The sequence below is a fragment of the Actinophytocola sp. genome (assembly GCF_045807065.1).
Taxonomy (GTDB): Bacteria; Actinomycetota; Actinomycetes; order Mycobacteriales; family Pseudonocardiaceae; genus Actinophytocola.
In genome coordinates this window covers 1-14,892 of record NZ_JBJMIE010000310.1, presented here as the reverse complement: position 1 = coordinate 14,892, position 14,892 = coordinate 1, and the positions used below count along the sequence as shown (strand labels likewise).

The following is a 14,892-nucleotide window of genomic DNA, read 5'->3' as shown; positions in this document are numbered from 1 at the left end:
TCGCCGTACACCTCGCCGAGCGAGCCGCCGAAGACGGTCGCGTCCTGGCTGAACACCGCCACGTGCCGGCCGTCGACCGTGCCGGTGCCGGTGACGACCCCGTCGCCGAACGGGCGCTTCTCCTGCATGCCGAAGTTGGTGGAGCGGTGTCGGGTGAGCGCGTCGAGCTCGACGAACGAGCCCGGGTCGAGCAGCATGTCGATGCGCTCGCGGGCGGTCATCTTGCCCTTGGCGTGCTGCTTGGCGACCGCGCGCTCGGACCCGGCGTGCACCGCCTCCTCGCTGCGCCGGTAGAGATCGGCGAGCTTGCCCGCGGTCGTGTGGATGTCGGTCTCGCCGCTGGGCGCCTGACCTAGCGGCTCGGTCGCGCTGCTCATGCTCGCGAGCCTAGTCAGGGGTGCCTGCCGGTAAGTTCAGGTATGTGACCGAGAACAAGCTGGATGTGCTGGTCCTGCGCGAGCAGCTGGTGGCGCCGAACGGCCCCTACGCCGCGCTGGACGTGGTGGACACGACCGGGTCGACCAACGCCGACCTGCTGGCCGCGGCCGGTGACGGCGCCGCGGACCGGACGGTCCTGATCGCCGACCAGCAGACCGCCGGCCGGGGCAGGAGGTCACGCACCTGGGTGTCACCCGCGGGGACGGGTGCCTACCTCTCGGTCCTCATCCGGCCCGCGACGGTGCCGGCCGCGCGGCTGGGCTCGCTCTACATGGTCGCCGGCCTCGCGCTCATCCACGCCGCCCGCGAGACCGCCGGCATCGAGGCGTTCCTCAAGTGGCCGAACGACCTGCTCGTCGGTCCGGAGCGGAAGAAGGCGGCGGGCGTGCTGTCCGAGGTCGCGTCCGAGCAGGCGGCGGTCGTGGGCGTCGGCGTGAACATCACCGCCCTGCCCGAAGGCGCCGAGCCGGGGCCGGGTGGGCTGGCGGCCGGCTCGTTCGCCGAGGCCGGCGCCGAGAACACCGACCGCACCGAGATCACGGCCAGCTTCCTGCGCGCCTTCGCCGAGTTCGAGACGGCGTGGCGCATGGTCGACGGCGACATCGCCCGCTCGGGAGCCCTCGCCGGCTACCGGGAGGCGTGCGGCACGATCGGCCAGCGCGTCCGCGCCGAACTCCCCGAGACCGAGCCGCTGACCGGCGTGGCGGTAGACGTCGACGAGGAGGGCCGTCTCCTGCTGAAACTCGACGACGGCACCCCGAAGGCGATCTCCGCCGGCGACGTCGTGCACCTCAAGGCGGACTGAGGCGCCCTCTTTGTGGATGTGCCCCCCGCGGACGGGTGTACCGCCGGTACGGTTACCGCGACACCTTTCGCGGGGCGTGTTATCGGGAGGACGCTGTGGCTTACCCAGACGAACTGCTCAGTGAGGGCGAACACGTCATCATCCACAAGCACTCGCACTGGAAGATGCTGCTCGTCCCCTACATCGTCCTGATCGTCACGCTCGGTGTGGGCGTCTGGCTCGCGATCCTCGTGCAGGACCAGAGCTGAAGCACGATCGGGTTCATCGCGATCGGCGCGGTCGCGCTGATCATCCTGGTCTGGCTGTTCTTCATCCCCTTCGTCCGCTGGCGCACCACGCACTTCATCGTCACGACGGACCGCGTCATGGCGCGCGAGGGCGTGCTCAACCGCACCGGCATCGACATCCCGCTCGCCCGCATCAGCACGGTCCGGTTCGAGCACGGCCTGATCGACCGGATCTTCGGCTGCGGCACGCTGATCATCGAGTCCTCCGCGCAGGAGCCGCTCGAGTTCGACGACATCCCGCAGGTCGAGCGGGTGCACACGATGCTGTACCGGGAGATCAACGACAACCCGCAGGACGACTTCGCGCCGCAGGGTTTCGAGGCACCGCCCACCGGGTCGACTCAGCCGCTACCGCCACAGGGCGACCGTCGCCGGCGGTGAGCGGAGCTTGCGCAGCGAACCCGTGATGCGTCACGACCGGCGACCACCCACGCGAAGCCCGCGAGGAGTGGATGAGGCGCGGTCGTGACCGCTCGCGACCTCGGGCTGCCGACCCGCGTACCAGCCCCCGACCTCCCGGACCGCGTCACGATCTGGGAGGTCGGCGCGCGTGACGGCCTGCAGAACGAGGACACGGTCGTCCCGGTCGAGGTGAAGCTCGAGTTCCTCGACCGGCTCGCGGACGCCGGCCTCACCACGCTGGAGGCCACCAGCTTCGTTCACCCGAAGTGGGTCCCCCAGCTGGCTGACGCCGAGGAGCTGCTGACCGGCCTGCGGCGACGCGACGGGGTCCGCTACCCGGTCCTGGTGCCCAACGAGCGGGGCCTGGACCGCGCGCTCGCCGCCGGTGTCACCCACGTCGCGATCTTCGCGAGCGCCACGGAGACCTTCGCCAACCGCAACCTCAACCGCACGCTCGACTCGCAGCTGACCATGTTCGAGCCGGTCGTCACGCGGGCGGTGCGGGCGGGTCTCGAGGTCCGCGGCTACGTCTCGATGTGCTTCGGCGACCCCTGGGAGGGCTCCGTCGACCCGGCCGCGGTCGTGTCCGTCGGCCGGCGGCTGCTCGACATGGGCTGCACGCAACTGTCCCTGGGCGACACGATCGGTGTCGCGACCGCGGGTCACGTGTCCGCCCTGCTCACCGCCTTCGCCGACGCGGGGACCCCCGTCGACCGGCTGGCCGTGCACTTCCACGACACCTACGGCCAGGCCCTGACCAACACCCTGGCGGCACTGCGGCACGGCGTGACCACGGTGGACTCCAGCGCCGGCGGCCTCGGCGGCTGCCCCTACGCCGAGTCCGCGACCGGCAACCTCGCCACCGAGGACCTCGTGTGGCTCCTCGACGGCCTCGGCGTCGAGACCGGCGTCGACCTGGACAAGCTGGCCGACACCAGCGCGTGGATGGCCGAGAAGCTGGGCCGGCCCAGCCCGTCCCGCGTGGTCCGGGCGCTGCTGGGCTGACGATGGAGATCGTCGAGCTGACCACGGACACGTGGCCGTCCCTGGAGAAGCTGTTCAGCGCCAACAAGACCGTCGGCGGCTGCTGGTGCTGCTGGTTCATGCGGCCGAACAGGGACGTCCAGGCGGACTGGGGCGAGCGCAACAAGGACTTCCTGCGGGCGCGGGTCGAGGAGAATGCGCCGCTCGGCCTCCTCGCCGTCTCCGCGGACGACCCGCTCGGCTGGGTCGCCGTCGCACCCCGCCCGACCTACCCGCGCCTGGCGACCTCCAGGATCACCCGGTCCGACGCCGGCCCGGACACGTGGTCGGTGACGTGCTTCTTCGTCCACCGCACCGCCCGCCGCCGCGGCCTGGCGAACACCCTGCTGGGCGCCGCGGTCGACTACGCCGGCGCGCGTGGCGCGGCGGTCGTCGAGGGCCATCCGGTGGACACCGGGGGCGAGCGGCGCGGCTCCGGCGACCTCTACCACGGCACGCTCGCGATGTTCCTGTCCGCCGGCTTCGAGTTGGTCGAGCTCCGCGGCACGAGCCGCGCGCTCGTGCGGCGCGTGCTGTGATCCCCGCGCTCGTCGAGGTGGCCGGCGCACCGGTCCTGGTGTGGCGGCCGGCGACCCCGTGGTTCGCCGTCTCCTCCGGCGTGCTCGGCGGCGGCATGGGCGAGCGCCACTGGGTGGTCAACGCGACCGTCTCGAACGAGTACGCGCGGACCGACCCGGATCGGCACCTGACCGAGATCGCCGCCGCGCTGGGCCTGACCGGCGCGGGCATCGGCCTCCTCACCGCGGTCGACGTGCGGGAGGTCGAGCACCGGTCGGACGGCGGCGTCCACGTCTCCGTGACCACGGGCATCGGCGCGCACCCGACCTGGGCGGCCGGGCCGGCCACGATCCCCGAACCGGTGGGCACGATCAACGCCGTCTGCTGGCTGCCGCGGCGCCTGTCCCCGGCCGCACTGGTCAACGCGGTCGCGACGGTGGCGGAGGCCAAGGCGCAGGCACTGTTCGCCGCGGGTGTCCCCGGCACGGGCACCCCGACCGACGCCGTCGCGCTCCTGTGCCCGGTTTCGGGCGCCCCTGAGCCGTTCGGCGGCCCACGTTCACCCGTTGGTGGCGCACTGGCCCGCGCGGTGTACGGCGCGATCTCGCCGCGACTGTGAGAATTCACGGGAACCGCGTGACGAGCATGTGCGTCCAACGCGAGACCAATGCCGTCCCCCAGCGGAGGTGGCCATGGTGGCTGACCACAGAGCCCAGGTCGAGGACCTGATCGCCGGTTACCGGCGGAGTAGGGAACAGCTGGGGACCGTGCAGCGCCAGTTAGCCACCGTCCGCGAGACGGTGACCAGCGAGAACGGCCTGGTGACCGTCACGGTGTCCGCGTCCGGCTCCCTCGTGGGGCTGGAGATCGCCGACAACGCGTACCGCGTGGCACGCCCGGCCGAACTGGCCGCGCTCATCGTCCGCACGACGGCCGAGGCGGCGGGCCGCGTGTCGCGGACGGCCGGCCAGGTGCTGGCCCCGGTCCTCCCGACCAACACCGACCCGGAGGCACTGCTGCGCGGCACCGCGGACCTGTCGGCCGAGGAACTGGCGCCGAAGCCGGTGCCGGAGCCGCCGGAGGAGACGTTCGAGAACCAGACGTGGCTGCGGTCGGGGAGCACACGCGATGCACGGTGACGCCTTTGACGGTCCTGGGGACGGCTTCGAGGTCGACGCCGCCCGGCTCGCGAGCCGGGCAGGACAGTTCGAGCCGCTGGTGAGCCGCCTGGACTCGATTCAGCGCAATCTGACCGACGCCCTCTCGGCCGACGGTGCCTGCTGGGGCACGGACGCCGTGGGCCAGAGCTTCAACGCCGTCCACGCGGCCCCGGCGGACGACGCACTGGCGCGCCTTTCCGGGTTGTCAGGCCGCCTGACCTCGGTGAGCACCCGCCTGACCGAAACCGCCGGCACGTACCGGACGGTCGACCGGTCGGCGGCCGAACACCTGAAGTCCGCGGAGCGGTAATGGGCATCGAACTGCCGCCGGAGCTGGCGGACGTGGCCGCACAGGCGGGCGTGTCCTGGCCCGAAGCCGACGAGGACGCCATGGCGAAGCAGGCCCAGGCCTGGCGTGACACGGCGACGAGCATGTCCACCCTCGCGACCGACGCGGACACCACGGCCCGCTCGGCCCTGCAGACCGTGCACGGCGAGACGGCGACGAAGGCGTCCACGGAGTGGAGCACGTTCGTCGACGCGGACAACGGCCACCTGACGACCATCGTCAAGGACGCCAACGCCGCCGCCGACCGCCTGGAACACGCCGCCAACCAGGTGGGCACGGCGAAGGTGGAGATCGTTCGCAACCTGGTGACCCTGGCCCAGAACCAGGACGCCGCCCACGCGGCGGCCCAGGCCGGTCACCCCCTCGCCCTGGCAGGCCTGGACACAGCCGTCCACGGCACGGCGGCGAACGTGGCCCACATCCAGACGCAGCTGATCAATGCCGTACAGCCGGGCGCGGGCGTGGACATGGCGGCGGTCCAGAACCCGGTCAACGCCAACCCGGGCCACCACTTGCTGTCCAGCGCGACGGACGTGGTCACCTCCACGGTGACGGACGCCGGCCAGACGGTGACCACCGTCAGCGACACAGCCACCCACGTCCCGGGTCAGGTCGTGAACACCCTCGCGAGCCCCGGCCATGCCCTGTCCGGCGCCGCTAACGCACTTCCGGGTGCCGGCAACGCACTTCCCGGCCCGGGCAACGTACTTCCGGGCGATGCGCTCTCCGGCGTCGGCAACGTACTTCCGGGAACCGGGCTCCCCGACCAGACCGGTCCGGGTCACGCCGGCGACCTCCTGCCAGGCCACGGCGGCCTCCCACCGGACACCAGCCACCCCGGCGGTGCTCCCCACATCCCGGTTCTGCCCGTCGATCCGGAGGTCACCGGCCCGGTCCCACACACCCACTTCCCGGGCGGCGTCCCCACCCCGCCCGCGGGCCAGACCGTCCAGGCGGGTTATGCCGGCGGCCTGGAGCCAGCCGTGGCTCCAGGCCCGGCCAACCTCCCACCCGCCGTGGCAGGTGTCCCGCCAGTCCACCCGGGCGCTCCCGCATTCGGTGGCACTCCGGGCCTCGGTGGACCGGCGCCAGTGGCCCCACCGGTGATCGGAGCCCCGGCGCCGGGAGCCGTTCCCGCTCCGGGCACCCCAGCCCCCGCGCCCCGAGCCGCCGCTCCCGGACCCGCCGTTCCTGGAGCCCCCGCTCCCAGAGCCCCCGTCCCCGGAGCCGCCGCTCCCAGGGACGCCGCTCCCGGAGCCCTCGCTCCTCGCGCCGGCGGCCTCGGATCCGCTGCTCCCGGACCCGCCGCCCCCGGAGCCACCGCCTCGACCGTCCCACCGGCCGGCCGCCCGGCGACCTACGCCCCGGCTCCCGTCCCCGCGGACCAAACCCAGGAACCGGCCCCCCGCAAGCAAATGGCCGGCCCACCGGGCGCCCCACCCCCGGTGAAGGGCGAGCGCAACGAGGTCCTGGCCGCGTTCTGGATCCACATGTTCCCGATCGGCCACCTACCGGTCGCCTCGTACCGCCCCGCACGCCAGCTCCCGCCCCCACCTCCGGAACTGGACTACGCCGCCGGCCTCCGCTTCGAACCGGCCGACCACCCCCAGTCCGACCTGGTGGACGCCCGCCCTCGCCTGGCCGACCTCCGAGCCGCCATCGCACAGGACCAAGCCACCAAAGCCGCCGCCGAGGCCCAGCAAGCGAACTACTACGCCCCAACCCCCGCCCCCGGCTACCCACCCGCACCGCCAGCCCACCCGGCCGAGGCAGTAGCCGCCGGCTACCCACCCGCCCAGGCCCCGAACTACCCACCCCCCGACGCAGTGCTCACCGGCCACGACCCCGCCGAGCCCCCCGCCGCAGCCCCCGCCGACCCAGCTGCCGCCGCCAACCCGCCAGCGATTCCCGCCAGCCACCAGGCGCCCCCTGCCGGCTACTCGGCGGCTCCCGTCGCCCCGCCCGCCCACCCGGCAACTCCTGGCGACTATTCGGCGGTGTCCGGCGACTCGGCCGTCCATCCGCCGGCCATTGGCAACTATCAGGCGGTTCCTGCCGACCCAGCTGTCTCCGCCGGCCATCCGGCGGTTCCCGCCGGTCACCAGGCGCCTCCTGCTGGCTACTCGGCGGCTCCCGTCGTCCCGTCCGCCCCGCCCGTCCACCCGGCAACTCCTGGCGACTATTCGGCGGTGTCCGGCGACTCGGCCGTTCACCCGGCAGCCATTGGCAACTACCCGGCGGTTCCTGCCGACCCAGCTGTCTCCGCCGGCCACCCGGCGGTTCCCGCCAGCCATCCCGCGGCCCAAGTCGCCCTCCCGCTGCCTCCCGCCGCCTCGGCGCCCGACCAATCACCCGAGCCACTCGGCGACCCGAACGCGAAAACGATCCCCAATCTCCGTCCCGTCACCCCCAGTGCGGGCTTCACCGCGGATCACCCCGTCGTCCAGAAGCTCCTCGAGAACCACGACCCCCTCGGCGGCGGGAACGAGCGGGACTGGGATCGCCGGTACCTCGTCCGCCTCGGCAGTGTCACCGCGCACGGCATCAGTCCCGAAGGGCTCGAGTACAACTGGCCCACCAGCGAGCAGTACCCCGAGGGCGGCAGCGCCTCCGGCGAACCCGAGGTTCTCGACGAAGGTGCCCTCATCGACCGCTTCGGCACCCCGCACGGCCGGGTCTTCGCCGCCGACGGCACGGTCTTCGCCCAGCGTTCGCTGCCGCCGCCGCACAAGGACACCGGTTACCGCCGCTACAGGGTCGTCCAGCCCCTGCCCGTGTGGCGGGCGGTGTCGGCGGCGTGGTTCGGGCAGCCCGGCGGCGGCGTCCGCTACCGCACCACCCACTCCGCCGTCGAGCTCGTCGCCCTCGGGTACCTGGAGGAGATCGCATGAACGCCGAGTCCATCACCGAGTGGCTGGCGGCCGTCGGCGTGCCGGCCGAGGTCGTGTCGGTGGGCGCGGAGGCCGACAACGCGTGGTGCCTCGTCCGCGACGACAACCCCGACGAGGACGGCAACTACGCCTGGGAGGTCTTCTGGCGCGAGCAGGGCAACCGGTACGACTGGGCCCGCTTCACCAACGAGCAGGTCGCCTGCCACTACCTCTTCGGCAGGCTGACCTGGGCTCAGGTCGTCCGCGGCGCGCTGACCCCCGCCTCCTGAAGCACCGAGAGAGCCGCGTCGTGCACCAGGCCGTTGGACGCGAGGCAGTTGCCGTGCGTGAACCCTGAACGCCCACTCAGGTCACTGAACCCCCCACCGGCCTCGGTCACGACCACCTGTACCGCCGCCAGGTCCCACGCGTTCGCGATGGGCTCCACGGCAAGGTCGAGCGCTCCCTCGGCGACGAGCACGTGCTGCCAGAAGTCCCCGAACGCCCGGCTCTCCCAGCAGGAGTCGATCAGCGCCAGGTACGCCTCCCGGGTCTGGTACTTCGACCACGACCCGAGATCGGTCGTCGACACGTAGGCATCCGCGAGTTCCCCGACCCCCGACACCCGCAGCCGCCGCTCCCCGGCAGGCGTGGCGACAAAGGCTCCACCACCGGCGGTGGCCCACCACCGCCGAGGCATGGCCGGCGAGCTGACCACCCCAACCACCGGTGACCCACCGTCCACGAGAGCAATCAGCGTCCCCCAAACAGGGTTCCCCCGAAGGAAATTCTTGGTTCCGTCGATCGGATCGAGCACCCACGTCCGGCCCGCCCCGATCGCCCCGCCGCGTTCCTCGCCGAGCACGGCGTCGTCCGGCCGCAGCTCGTCGAGGATCTCCCGCACGGTGTCCTCCACGGCCGTGTCCGCGTCCGTGACGGGCGAGCGGTCCGGCTTCCGGTCGACTACGAGATCGCTGGCCTGGAACCGGCTCATGGTGATCTCGTCCGCGGCATCGGCGAGCCGCAGTGCGACGGCGAGGTCGTCATCATGCATGCGGCGATGCTGTCATGCGCCGGCGCGCCGCCGTCACGTGCCCGACAGGTGGTAGCCGCGGGTGTTGCCCATCTGCCGGCCGAGTTCGAGCAGGTTCACGACGTCCACGAAGTGCTGGTGCAGCCGTTCCAGCGGTTCCTTCCGCCAGTCGTCGCGGTATTCGTGAATGTCGTGGTCCGGCGGCCCGATGTGCACGGAAAGTGTCCAGTTCGCATAGGCGCCACTGATTTCCCAGGTCATTTCCATGCCGAAACGGTGACTCCGGGCCATATGGTCGCGCAAATTACCAATCGGGTGACGCCACTTTCGTGCCACCGTGGCATGACGAGAAGGTTTCGGCATGGGCAGGCGAAAAGGCGTATCCGTACGCCAGCGACGGGTATCGGCGGAACTGCGGGCATGGCGCATCAAGCGCGGTCTGAGCTGCAAGGACGTGGCGAAGGCTCTGGGCTGGTCGGAGAGCAAGGTGAGCCGCATGGAGACCGGGGAACGCGGCCTCTACGAGGTCGACGTCGCCGCGGTCCTCGGCTACCTCCGCGTTCCACCGGAAATCCGGCAAGAGCTGATGAACCTCGTCCGAGCCGGAGTTGAACGAAACTGGCATGAGATCGGCCACCAACTCCCCATCTCCAAAATCCTCCGCGACCTCATCCGCTTCGAGAACGAAGCCGCCGCCATCTACAGCTTCGAGCCCCTGCTCGTCCCCGGATTGCTGCAGACCGCCGAGTACGCCCGCGCCCTGATGCGCGCCTTCCCCCAGAAGATCTCCGAGGAGATGATCGAAGGCATGGTGGCGGCGAGGATGGATCGCCAGCGAGTGTTGGATCGAGCCGATCCGCCCCACCTACACCTGATCATCGAGGAGATGGTGCTCCGCCGAACGATGGGCGATCCGGTGATGATGCTCGGCCAACTTCAGCATCTCCTCGCCGCCACGGCCCGTCGAAATGTCAGCATCCGGCTTCTGCCATTCGATGCCGTCGGGTCAACGGCCGCCCAGGGCTCTCTCAAGATCATCGATTGCCCCGAACAGCCCACCCTCTGCTATGAGGAAAGTCGATCAACCTCCGCCTTCCTCGAGGATGAGGAGTACATCGCCATAGCTAGGCTGAGCTGGAAGAAGCTATCCTCTGCCGCGTGGTCTGAAGAGGACTCCCAGCACCGGATTGCAGAGCTTGCCAGCAACCTGAGGAGAGGCACGTGAAGGCAGCCGACATGGAGTGGCGCAAGAGCAGCTTCAGCACCGCGAGTGGCGATTGTGTGGAGATTGCCTGGCGCAAGAGCAGCCGCAGCACCGCCCAGAATGCCTGCGTCGAGATGGCGTTCTTAGCCGGGGCCGTGGCGGTGCGGGACTCCAAGAACGCCTCCGGGCCCACCCTGGCCTTCCCCACCGTGAGCTGGGATGCCTTCCGCGGTGATCTCCGTAGCCGGGAGGCATAGTCTGGCACCGTGAGTGTGGTGCTGCTGGCCGAGGACGACACGGCGATCGCCGAACCGCTGTCCCGTGCGTTGAACCGCGAAGGCTACGAGGTACAGGTGGTCGCCGACGGCCACCGGGCTTTCGAGACCGCCAACGGTGGCGGTGTCGACCTGCTCGTCCTCGACCTCGGCCTGCCCGGGATCGACGGGCTGGACGTGTGCCGTCGCCTGCGTGCGGCCGGTCGGGGCATCCCCGTCCTGATGCTGACCGCCCGCGCGGACGAGGTCGACTTCGTCGTCGGTCTGGACGCGGGCGCGGACGACTACGTCGCGAAGCCGTTCCGGCTGGCCGAGCTGCTCGCGCGCATCCGGGCACTGCTGCGCCGCCAGGCGCCGGGCACCATCGAGGTGAACGGCGTCAAGATGGACCTCGCCGCGCGCCAGGTGATCGTGGACGGCGAGGAGGTCACGCTGGCCAACAAGGAGTTCGAGCTGTTACGGGTCCTCATCCAGAAGGCGGGCCAGGTCGTCACCCGCGAGGAGATCCTGGACGAGGTCTGGGGCGGTCCCGAACTGCGGACGAGCAAGACGCTCGACATGCACATGTCGTGGCTGCGGCGCAAGGTCGGCCAGGGCGGCTCGCGCATCGCGACGGTCCGCGGCGTCGGCTTCCGCTTCAACACGGACTGAGAACTCACCGTGCGCCGCCGCATCCTCCTGGCGATCCTGATGGCCGTCGCGGTGACGGCGTGCGCCCTGGGCATTCCGCTCGGCTTCTCGGCAACGGCCGTCGTCGAGAGCATCACCCGGGAGGAGCTGGGCGCGCGGGTCCGGCAGATCGCGGCCTCGGTCGACGACCAGCTGGGCCGCAACGGCCGCCTGGACATGAACAGCCTGCAACTGGGTGTCCCGACCGGGGGTCACCTGCTCGTGACCCTGCCCGACTCCGGCCAGCGCGACGAGTTCGGCGCCAAGCTGCAGGGCGAGACGATCACCGAGGAGCTGCCGATCGTCCAGCACGGCATCGTCCGCCTCTCCATCAGCGCGAACCAGATGCGCACGACGCAGACGCAGGTCACGCTGCTGGTCTTCCTGGTGGTGATCGCGGCGATCGGCGGCGGCACGGCGGTCGCGACCGTCACCGCCCGCCGCCTGGCCCGCCCGCTGCGGCACGTGGCCGACCGCGCGTCCCGCCTCGGCGCCGGCGACTTCCGCCTGGACCGCACCCGCTACGACGTGCCGGAACTGGACTCGGTGGCCGAGGCGCTCGACGCGTCCGCCACGGCACTCGCACAGCTCGTGCAACGCGAGCGCGAGCTGGTCGGCGACGTGTCCCACCAGCTCCGCAGCCGCATGACGTCGCTGCAGCTGCGGATCGAGGAGCTGACGGTGGTGTCCGACGAGGAGGTCGCCGCCGAGGCGCGGGCCGCGCTGGAACAGGCGGAACGCCTCGCCGAGGTGCTCGACGAGCTGATGGCGGCCGCCAGGGAGGCCCGCTCGGCGGGTGCCATGCCGGTCGACCTGGCCGCCGAGCTGCCGAGCATCGCGGACGAGTGGCGCGACCCGCTGCGGGCCGAGGGCCGCTCACTGAAGGTGAAGGTCGAGGCGGGCCTGTACGCGAAAGCGTCACCGGGCCGCCTACGCGAAGTGATCGGCGTCCTGCTGGACAACGCCCTGCGCCACGGCAGCGGCACGGTCACCCTGTCGGCCCGCGAGGGCGTGGTGGCGAGCGGCGGCGACACGGTGGTCATCGAGGTCGCCGACATGGGCACCGGCGTCCCGGACGAGCTGGCCGAACACATCTTCGAACGCGGCGTCTCCGGCGGCGGCTCGACGGGCCTGGGCCTGGCACTGGCCCGCGCCCTGATCGACTCGGACGGCGGCCGCCTGGAACTGTCGGTGAAACGGCCGGCCACGTTCACGGTGTTCCTCCCGGTCCCCCGAGCGGGTGACGTCCAGGGCGTCCGCTGGCCGGCGGAACGCTCCCCACGCTGAGCGAGACGCCCGAAGCCCGATTCCTTTCCGGTTCGCCAATGGTCTGCACTGGCACAACCGAGAGGAGATCGGCGATGCCGAGCAAGCAGTCCGAAGCCGTGCGGCGGCACTGGGAGGCGTCTCACCAGGCCATGGTGAGCGGCGAGCAGCGGGACGACGAGGCCTGGGGCAACCTGACGGCCGAACCCCGCGGCGTGGACTACCTGGAGACCACGGTGACGGGCCTACGGGCGATGTGGGCCGTGCCGCACGGGTGCGCCGAGGACCGCGTCCTGCTGTGCATGCACGGCGGCGGCTTCGTCAGCGGCTCGATCTACACCCACCGCAAGCTGTTCGCCCACCTGGCCAAGGCCGTCGGCGCCCGCGCGTTGATCTTCGAGTACAGCCTCGTGCCGGCGACTCACCCGGCGCAGGTCACCGAGGCCGCGCGGATCTACTGGTGGCTGCTGGACCAGGGCATCAGGCACGTGGCGTTCGCGGGCGACTCGGCGGGCGGCGGCCTGGTGATCACCACCCAGCTGCGGGCCCGCGAGCTGGGCCTGCCGATGCCGGCCGCCGTGCTGCCGTTCTCCCCGTGGGTGGACCTGGAGGTGACCGGCGAGTCCTACGCGACCAACCGCGTCCGGGACCCGTTCTTCCACGCGGAGACGGTGCGCGAGCTGGCCGGCGCCTTCCTGGGACCGACCGACCCCCGCGACCCCACGGCCAACCCCCTGTACGCCGAGCTGGCCGGCCTCGCCCCGACCTACATCCAGGTCGGCGGGCACGAAGCCCTGCTCGACGACGCCCGCCGCCTGGCCGAACGCGCCGGCGCCGCCGGTGTCGAGGTCCGGCTGGACGTGTTCCCGGAGATGCTGCACACGTTCCAGATGGCGGCCGGCCGAGCCCCCGAAGCCGACGACGCGATCCGCAGGATGGCCGACTGGCTGCGCCCGAAGCTCGATTGAGGACAGTAACTGTCCACAATGAGCGGAATGCTGAACGGCATGATCACACCGTTCCGCATCGACGTTCCGCAGTCCGCGGTGGACGACCTGGTCGCCAGGCTGGCCCGCACCCGGTGGCCCGACGAGCTGCCGGGCGCGGGCTGGGCCTACGGCGTGAACAGGGACTACCTCGTCGACCTGGCCGAGTACTGGCGCACCGGCTACGACTGGCGCGCGCACGAGGCCCGGCTGAACGCGATCCCGCAGTTCACCACGACGATCGACGGCCAGCGCGTCCACTTCCTGCACGCCCGCTCACCCGAGCCGGACGCGACGCCGCTGATCATCACGCACGGCTGGCCGAGCACCGGGTACGACTTCCTGGACGTCCTCGGCCCGCTCACCGACCCGCGCGCCCACGGCGGCGACCCCGCCGACGCCTTCCACGTCGTCGTCCCCTCGGTCCCCGGTTTCGCGTTCTCCGGCCCGACGCGCGAGAGGGGCTGGGGCGTCAACCGCACCGCGCGTGCCTGGGCCGAGCTGATGCGGCGGCTGGGCTACGACCGCTACGGCGCCCAGGGCGGCGACTTCGGCAGCATCGTGTCCCCGGAGCTCGGGCGGATCGCCCCGGACCACGTCATCGGCGTGCACGTCAACGCACTGGCCAACGCCTCGACACCGGTGGACCCGGCCGAGTTGGACACCCTGGAAGCGGCGGACCGCGAGCAGGCCAGGAAGAACCAGGCGTGGTGGTACGCCCACTCCGGCTACGCCACCCAGATGTCCACGCGCCCGCAGACCCTCGCCTACGCGCTCAACGACTCCCCGGCCGGCCAGCTCGCCTGGAACCTGGAGTGGTTCGTCGACTGGGACCCGACCACGACCGAACGAACCCCGATCGACCGGGACACGATCCTGACCAACGTGACGATCTTCTGGCTGACCGAGACCGCCGGTTCGGCCGCGCGGCTCTACCTGGAGGCGGGCGCGGAGGCGTGGGGCCGCCGGCCCGAGCGCTCGCCCGTCCCCACCGGCGTGGCGAACTTCCTCGGCGACCGGGCGGTCCGCGGGCTGGCGGAACTGTCGAACACCGTCACCCACTGGTCCAGGTATCCCCGCGGCGGCCACTTCGCCTCGCTGCAGGCGCCGGACCTCCTGGTCACGGACATCAGGGAGTTCTTCCGGGCCACGGCAGCACGGTGAGCCCGGGCCACTGCGCCCGCCACCGCGCGGCCTTGGTCTCGTAGACCGACCGCGGCGCCAGCACGGGGTTGGGCCGCACGACCAGGTTGAACACGTCGGCGAGACCGTGCGGGGCGTAGATCTGCCACTGTTCGCCGACGAGGCGGACGCCGAGGCAGCAGGTGGTCGCCGCGAAGGAGTCGATGGCGGCCTCGGTGGAGGTGTAGGGCGGACACGGCACGCCGAAGTGGTCCTCGTACCAGAGGTGGACGCGTGCCTCGTTGCGGATCTCGACCGGCGCGGGCAGGTCGTCGAAGGTGCCGGCCCTGATGACCGCGTCCTCGGCCGCCCAGCTGAGGTCGGCGTCGTCGAAGTAGAACAGGTCGTAGTCCCGGATGCCCTCTGCCGGCGGCCGGTCGGTGACCACGTTCCACACCGTCTGGAAGACGCAGCCGGCGGTCAG

The 14,892-nt window shown here is 71.6% G+C and carries 18 protein-coding genes and 1 pseudogene; 15 read left to right on the top strand and 4 right to left on the bottom strand.

The window, feature by feature from the left end:
• A partial coding sequence (locus ACJ73U_RS17900; RefSeq protein WP_407778775.1) for a carboxyl transferase domain-containing protein occupies positions 1-377 on the bottom strand: 377 nt, incomplete at its 3' end.
• 44 nt (positions 378-421) lie between these two features.
• Between ACJ73U_RS17900 and ACJ73U_RS17895 the strand changes: the two genes are divergently transcribed.
• The 9 genes and pseudogenes from ACJ73U_RS17895 to ACJ73U_RS17855 all read left to right on the top strand — a co-directional run bounded on the left by ACJ73U_RS17895 (position 422) and on the right by ACJ73U_RS17855 (position 8,143).
• Positions 422-1,243: a biotin--[acetyl-CoA-carboxylase] ligase gene (locus ACJ73U_RS17895; protein WP_407778774.1), complete on the top strand. Its 822-nt coding sequence runs from the start codon at positions 422-424 to the stop codon at positions 1,241-1,243.
• Between the two features lie 95 nt (positions 1,244-1,338).
• Positions 1,339-1,911 (top strand): annotated as a pseudogene (locus ACJ73U_RS17890) (PH domain-containing protein).
• Positions 1,912-1,995: 84 nt separating this feature from the next.
• Entirely contained in the window at positions 1,996-2,937 is a 942-nt protein-coding gene (locus tag ACJ73U_RS17885) for a hydroxymethylglutaryl-CoA lyase (protein ID WP_407778773.1), read from the top strand.
• Between the two features lie 2 nt (positions 2,938-2,939).
• A complete protein-coding gene (locus tag ACJ73U_RS17880) occupies positions 2,940-3,494 on the top strand; it encodes an N-acetyltransferase family protein (protein ID WP_407778772.1) in 555 nt (184 codons plus the stop codon).
• Positions 3,491-4,093, top strand: coding sequence for an adenosylcobinamide amidohydrolase (locus tag ACJ73U_RS17875; RefSeq protein WP_407778771.1), 603 nt, complete (start codon positions 3,491-3,493; stop codon positions 4,091-4,093). The genes ACJ73U_RS17880 and ACJ73U_RS17875 overlap by 4 nt, the downstream gene beginning before the upstream one ends.
• Before the next feature lie 73 nt (positions 4,094-4,166).
• Positions 4,167-4,613 (top strand): YbaB/EbfC family nucleoid-associated protein, encoded by a 447-nt coding sequence (locus ACJ73U_RS17870; protein WP_407778770.1) that lies wholly within the window; start codon positions 4,167-4,169, stop codon positions 4,611-4,613.
• A complete protein-coding gene (locus ACJ73U_RS17865) occupies positions 4,603-4,944 on the top strand; it encodes a WXG100 family type VII secretion target (RefSeq protein WP_407778769.1) in 342 nt (113 codons plus the stop codon). Before ACJ73U_RS17870 ends, ACJ73U_RS17865 begins: the two co-directional genes overlap by 11 nt.
• Entirely contained in the window at positions 4,944-7,874 is a 2,931-nt protein-coding gene (locus tag ACJ73U_RS17860) for a glycohydrolase toxin TNT-related protein (RefSeq protein WP_407778768.1), read from the top strand. Before ACJ73U_RS17865 ends, ACJ73U_RS17860 begins: the two co-directional genes overlap by 1 nt.
• Complete coding sequence (locus ACJ73U_RS17855) at positions 7,871-8,143, top strand: hypothetical protein (protein ID WP_407778767.1); 273 nt, start codon at positions 7,871-7,873, stop codon at positions 8,141-8,143. Before ACJ73U_RS17860 ends, ACJ73U_RS17855 begins: the two co-directional genes overlap by 4 nt.
• Here the strand turns inward: ACJ73U_RS17855 and hisN are convergent.
• Positions 8,107-8,907, bottom strand: coding sequence for a histidinol-phosphatase (hisN, locus tag ACJ73U_RS17850; RefSeq protein ID WP_407778766.1), 801 nt, complete (start codon positions 8,905-8,907; stop codon positions 8,107-8,109). The two genes, ACJ73U_RS17855 and hisN, sit on opposite strands and share 37 nt — an antisense overlap.
• 33 nt (positions 8,908-8,940) lie before the next feature.
• Entirely contained in the window at positions 8,941-9,384 is a 444-nt protein-coding gene (locus tag ACJ73U_RS17845; protein WP_407778777.1) for a hypothetical protein, read from the bottom strand.
• Between ACJ73U_RS17845 and ACJ73U_RS17840 the strand changes: the two genes are divergently transcribed.
• From ACJ73U_RS17840 to ACJ73U_RS17815, 6 genes are all read left to right on the top strand, one after another.
• On the top strand, positions 9,299-10,111 hold the full coding sequence (locus ACJ73U_RS17840) for a helix-turn-helix domain-containing protein (protein ID WP_407778776.1): 813 nt from the start codon (positions 9,299-9,301) through the stop codon (positions 10,109-10,111). The genes ACJ73U_RS17845 and ACJ73U_RS17840 overlap by 86 nt on opposite strands.
• Positions 10,108-10,347: a DUF397 domain-containing protein gene (locus ACJ73U_RS17835; protein ID WP_407778765.1), complete on the top strand. Its 240-nt coding sequence runs from the start codon at positions 10,108-10,110 to the stop codon at positions 10,345-10,347. The genes ACJ73U_RS17840 and ACJ73U_RS17835 overlap by 4 nt, the downstream gene beginning before the upstream one ends.
• A 9-nt stretch (positions 10,348-10,356) precedes the next feature.
• Positions 10,357-11,016 carry a response regulator transcription factor gene (locus ACJ73U_RS17830; protein WP_407778764.1) on the top strand — a complete coding sequence of 220 codons (660 nt, stop codon included), beginning with the start codon at positions 10,357-10,359 and terminating at the stop codon, positions 11,014-11,016.
• 9 nt (positions 11,017-11,025) lie between these two features.
• Positions 11,026-12,321, top strand: coding sequence for an ATP-binding protein (locus tag ACJ73U_RS17825; protein ID WP_407778763.1), 1,296 nt, complete (start codon positions 11,026-11,028; stop codon positions 12,319-12,321).
• Between the two features lie 74 nt (positions 12,322-12,395).
• Positions 12,396-13,268 (top strand): alpha/beta hydrolase, encoded by an 873-nt coding sequence (locus ACJ73U_RS17820; RefSeq protein ID WP_407778762.1) that lies wholly within the window; start codon positions 12,396-12,398, stop codon positions 13,266-13,268.
• Positions 13,269-13,307: 39 nt separating this feature from the next.
• Positions 13,308-14,450 (top strand): epoxide hydrolase family protein, encoded by a 1,143-nt coding sequence (locus ACJ73U_RS17815; protein ID WP_407778761.1) that lies wholly within the window; start codon positions 13,308-13,310, stop codon positions 14,448-14,450.
• Here the strand turns inward: ACJ73U_RS17815 and ACJ73U_RS17810 are convergent.
• The coding region (locus ACJ73U_RS17810; RefSeq protein ID WP_407778760.1) for a nucleotidyltransferase family protein at positions 14,416-14,892 on the bottom strand (477 nt) is incomplete at its 5' end. The genes ACJ73U_RS17815 and ACJ73U_RS17810 overlap by 35 nt on opposite strands.

What these genes read in the sequence shown, in the direction of transcription:
- ACJ73U_RS17880 (WP_407778772.1), top strand. Translation starts at nt 2,940, where the DNA reads ATGGAGATCGTCGAGCTGACCACGGACACGTGGCCGTCCCTGGAGAAG.
- ACJ73U_RS17870 (WP_407778770.1), top strand. Translation starts at nt 4,167, where the DNA reads ATGGTGGCTGACCACAGAGCCCAGGTCGAGGACCTGATCGCCGGTTAC.
- ACJ73U_RS17865 (WP_407778769.1), top strand. Translation starts at nt 4,603, where the DNA reads ATGCACGGTGACGCCTTTGACGGTCCTGGGGACGGCTTCGAGGTCGAC.
- ACJ73U_RS17860 (WP_407778768.1), top strand. Translation starts at nt 4,944, where the DNA reads ATGGGCATCGAACTGCCGCCGGAGCTGGCGGACGTGGCCGCACAGGCG.
- ACJ73U_RS17855 (WP_407778767.1), top strand. Translation starts at nt 7,871, where the DNA reads ATGAACGCCGAGTCCATCACCGAGTGGCTGGCGGCCGTCGGCGTGCCG.
- hisN (WP_407778766.1), bottom strand. Translation starts at nt 8,907, where the DNA reads ATGCATGATGACGACCTCGCCGTCGCACTGCGGCTCGCCGATGCCGCG.
- ACJ73U_RS17845 (WP_407778777.1), bottom strand. Translation starts at nt 9,384, where the DNA reads ATGCGGCTCACCTTGCTCTCCGACCAGCCCAGAGCCTTCGCCACGTCC.
- ACJ73U_RS17820 (WP_407778762.1), top strand. Translation starts at nt 12,396, where the DNA reads ATGCCGAGCAAGCAGTCCGAAGCCGTGCGGCGGCACTGGGAGGCGTCT.
- ACJ73U_RS17815 (WP_407778761.1), top strand. Translation starts at nt 13,308, where the DNA reads ATGATCACACCGTTCCGCATCGACGTTCCGCAGTCCGCGGTGGACGAC.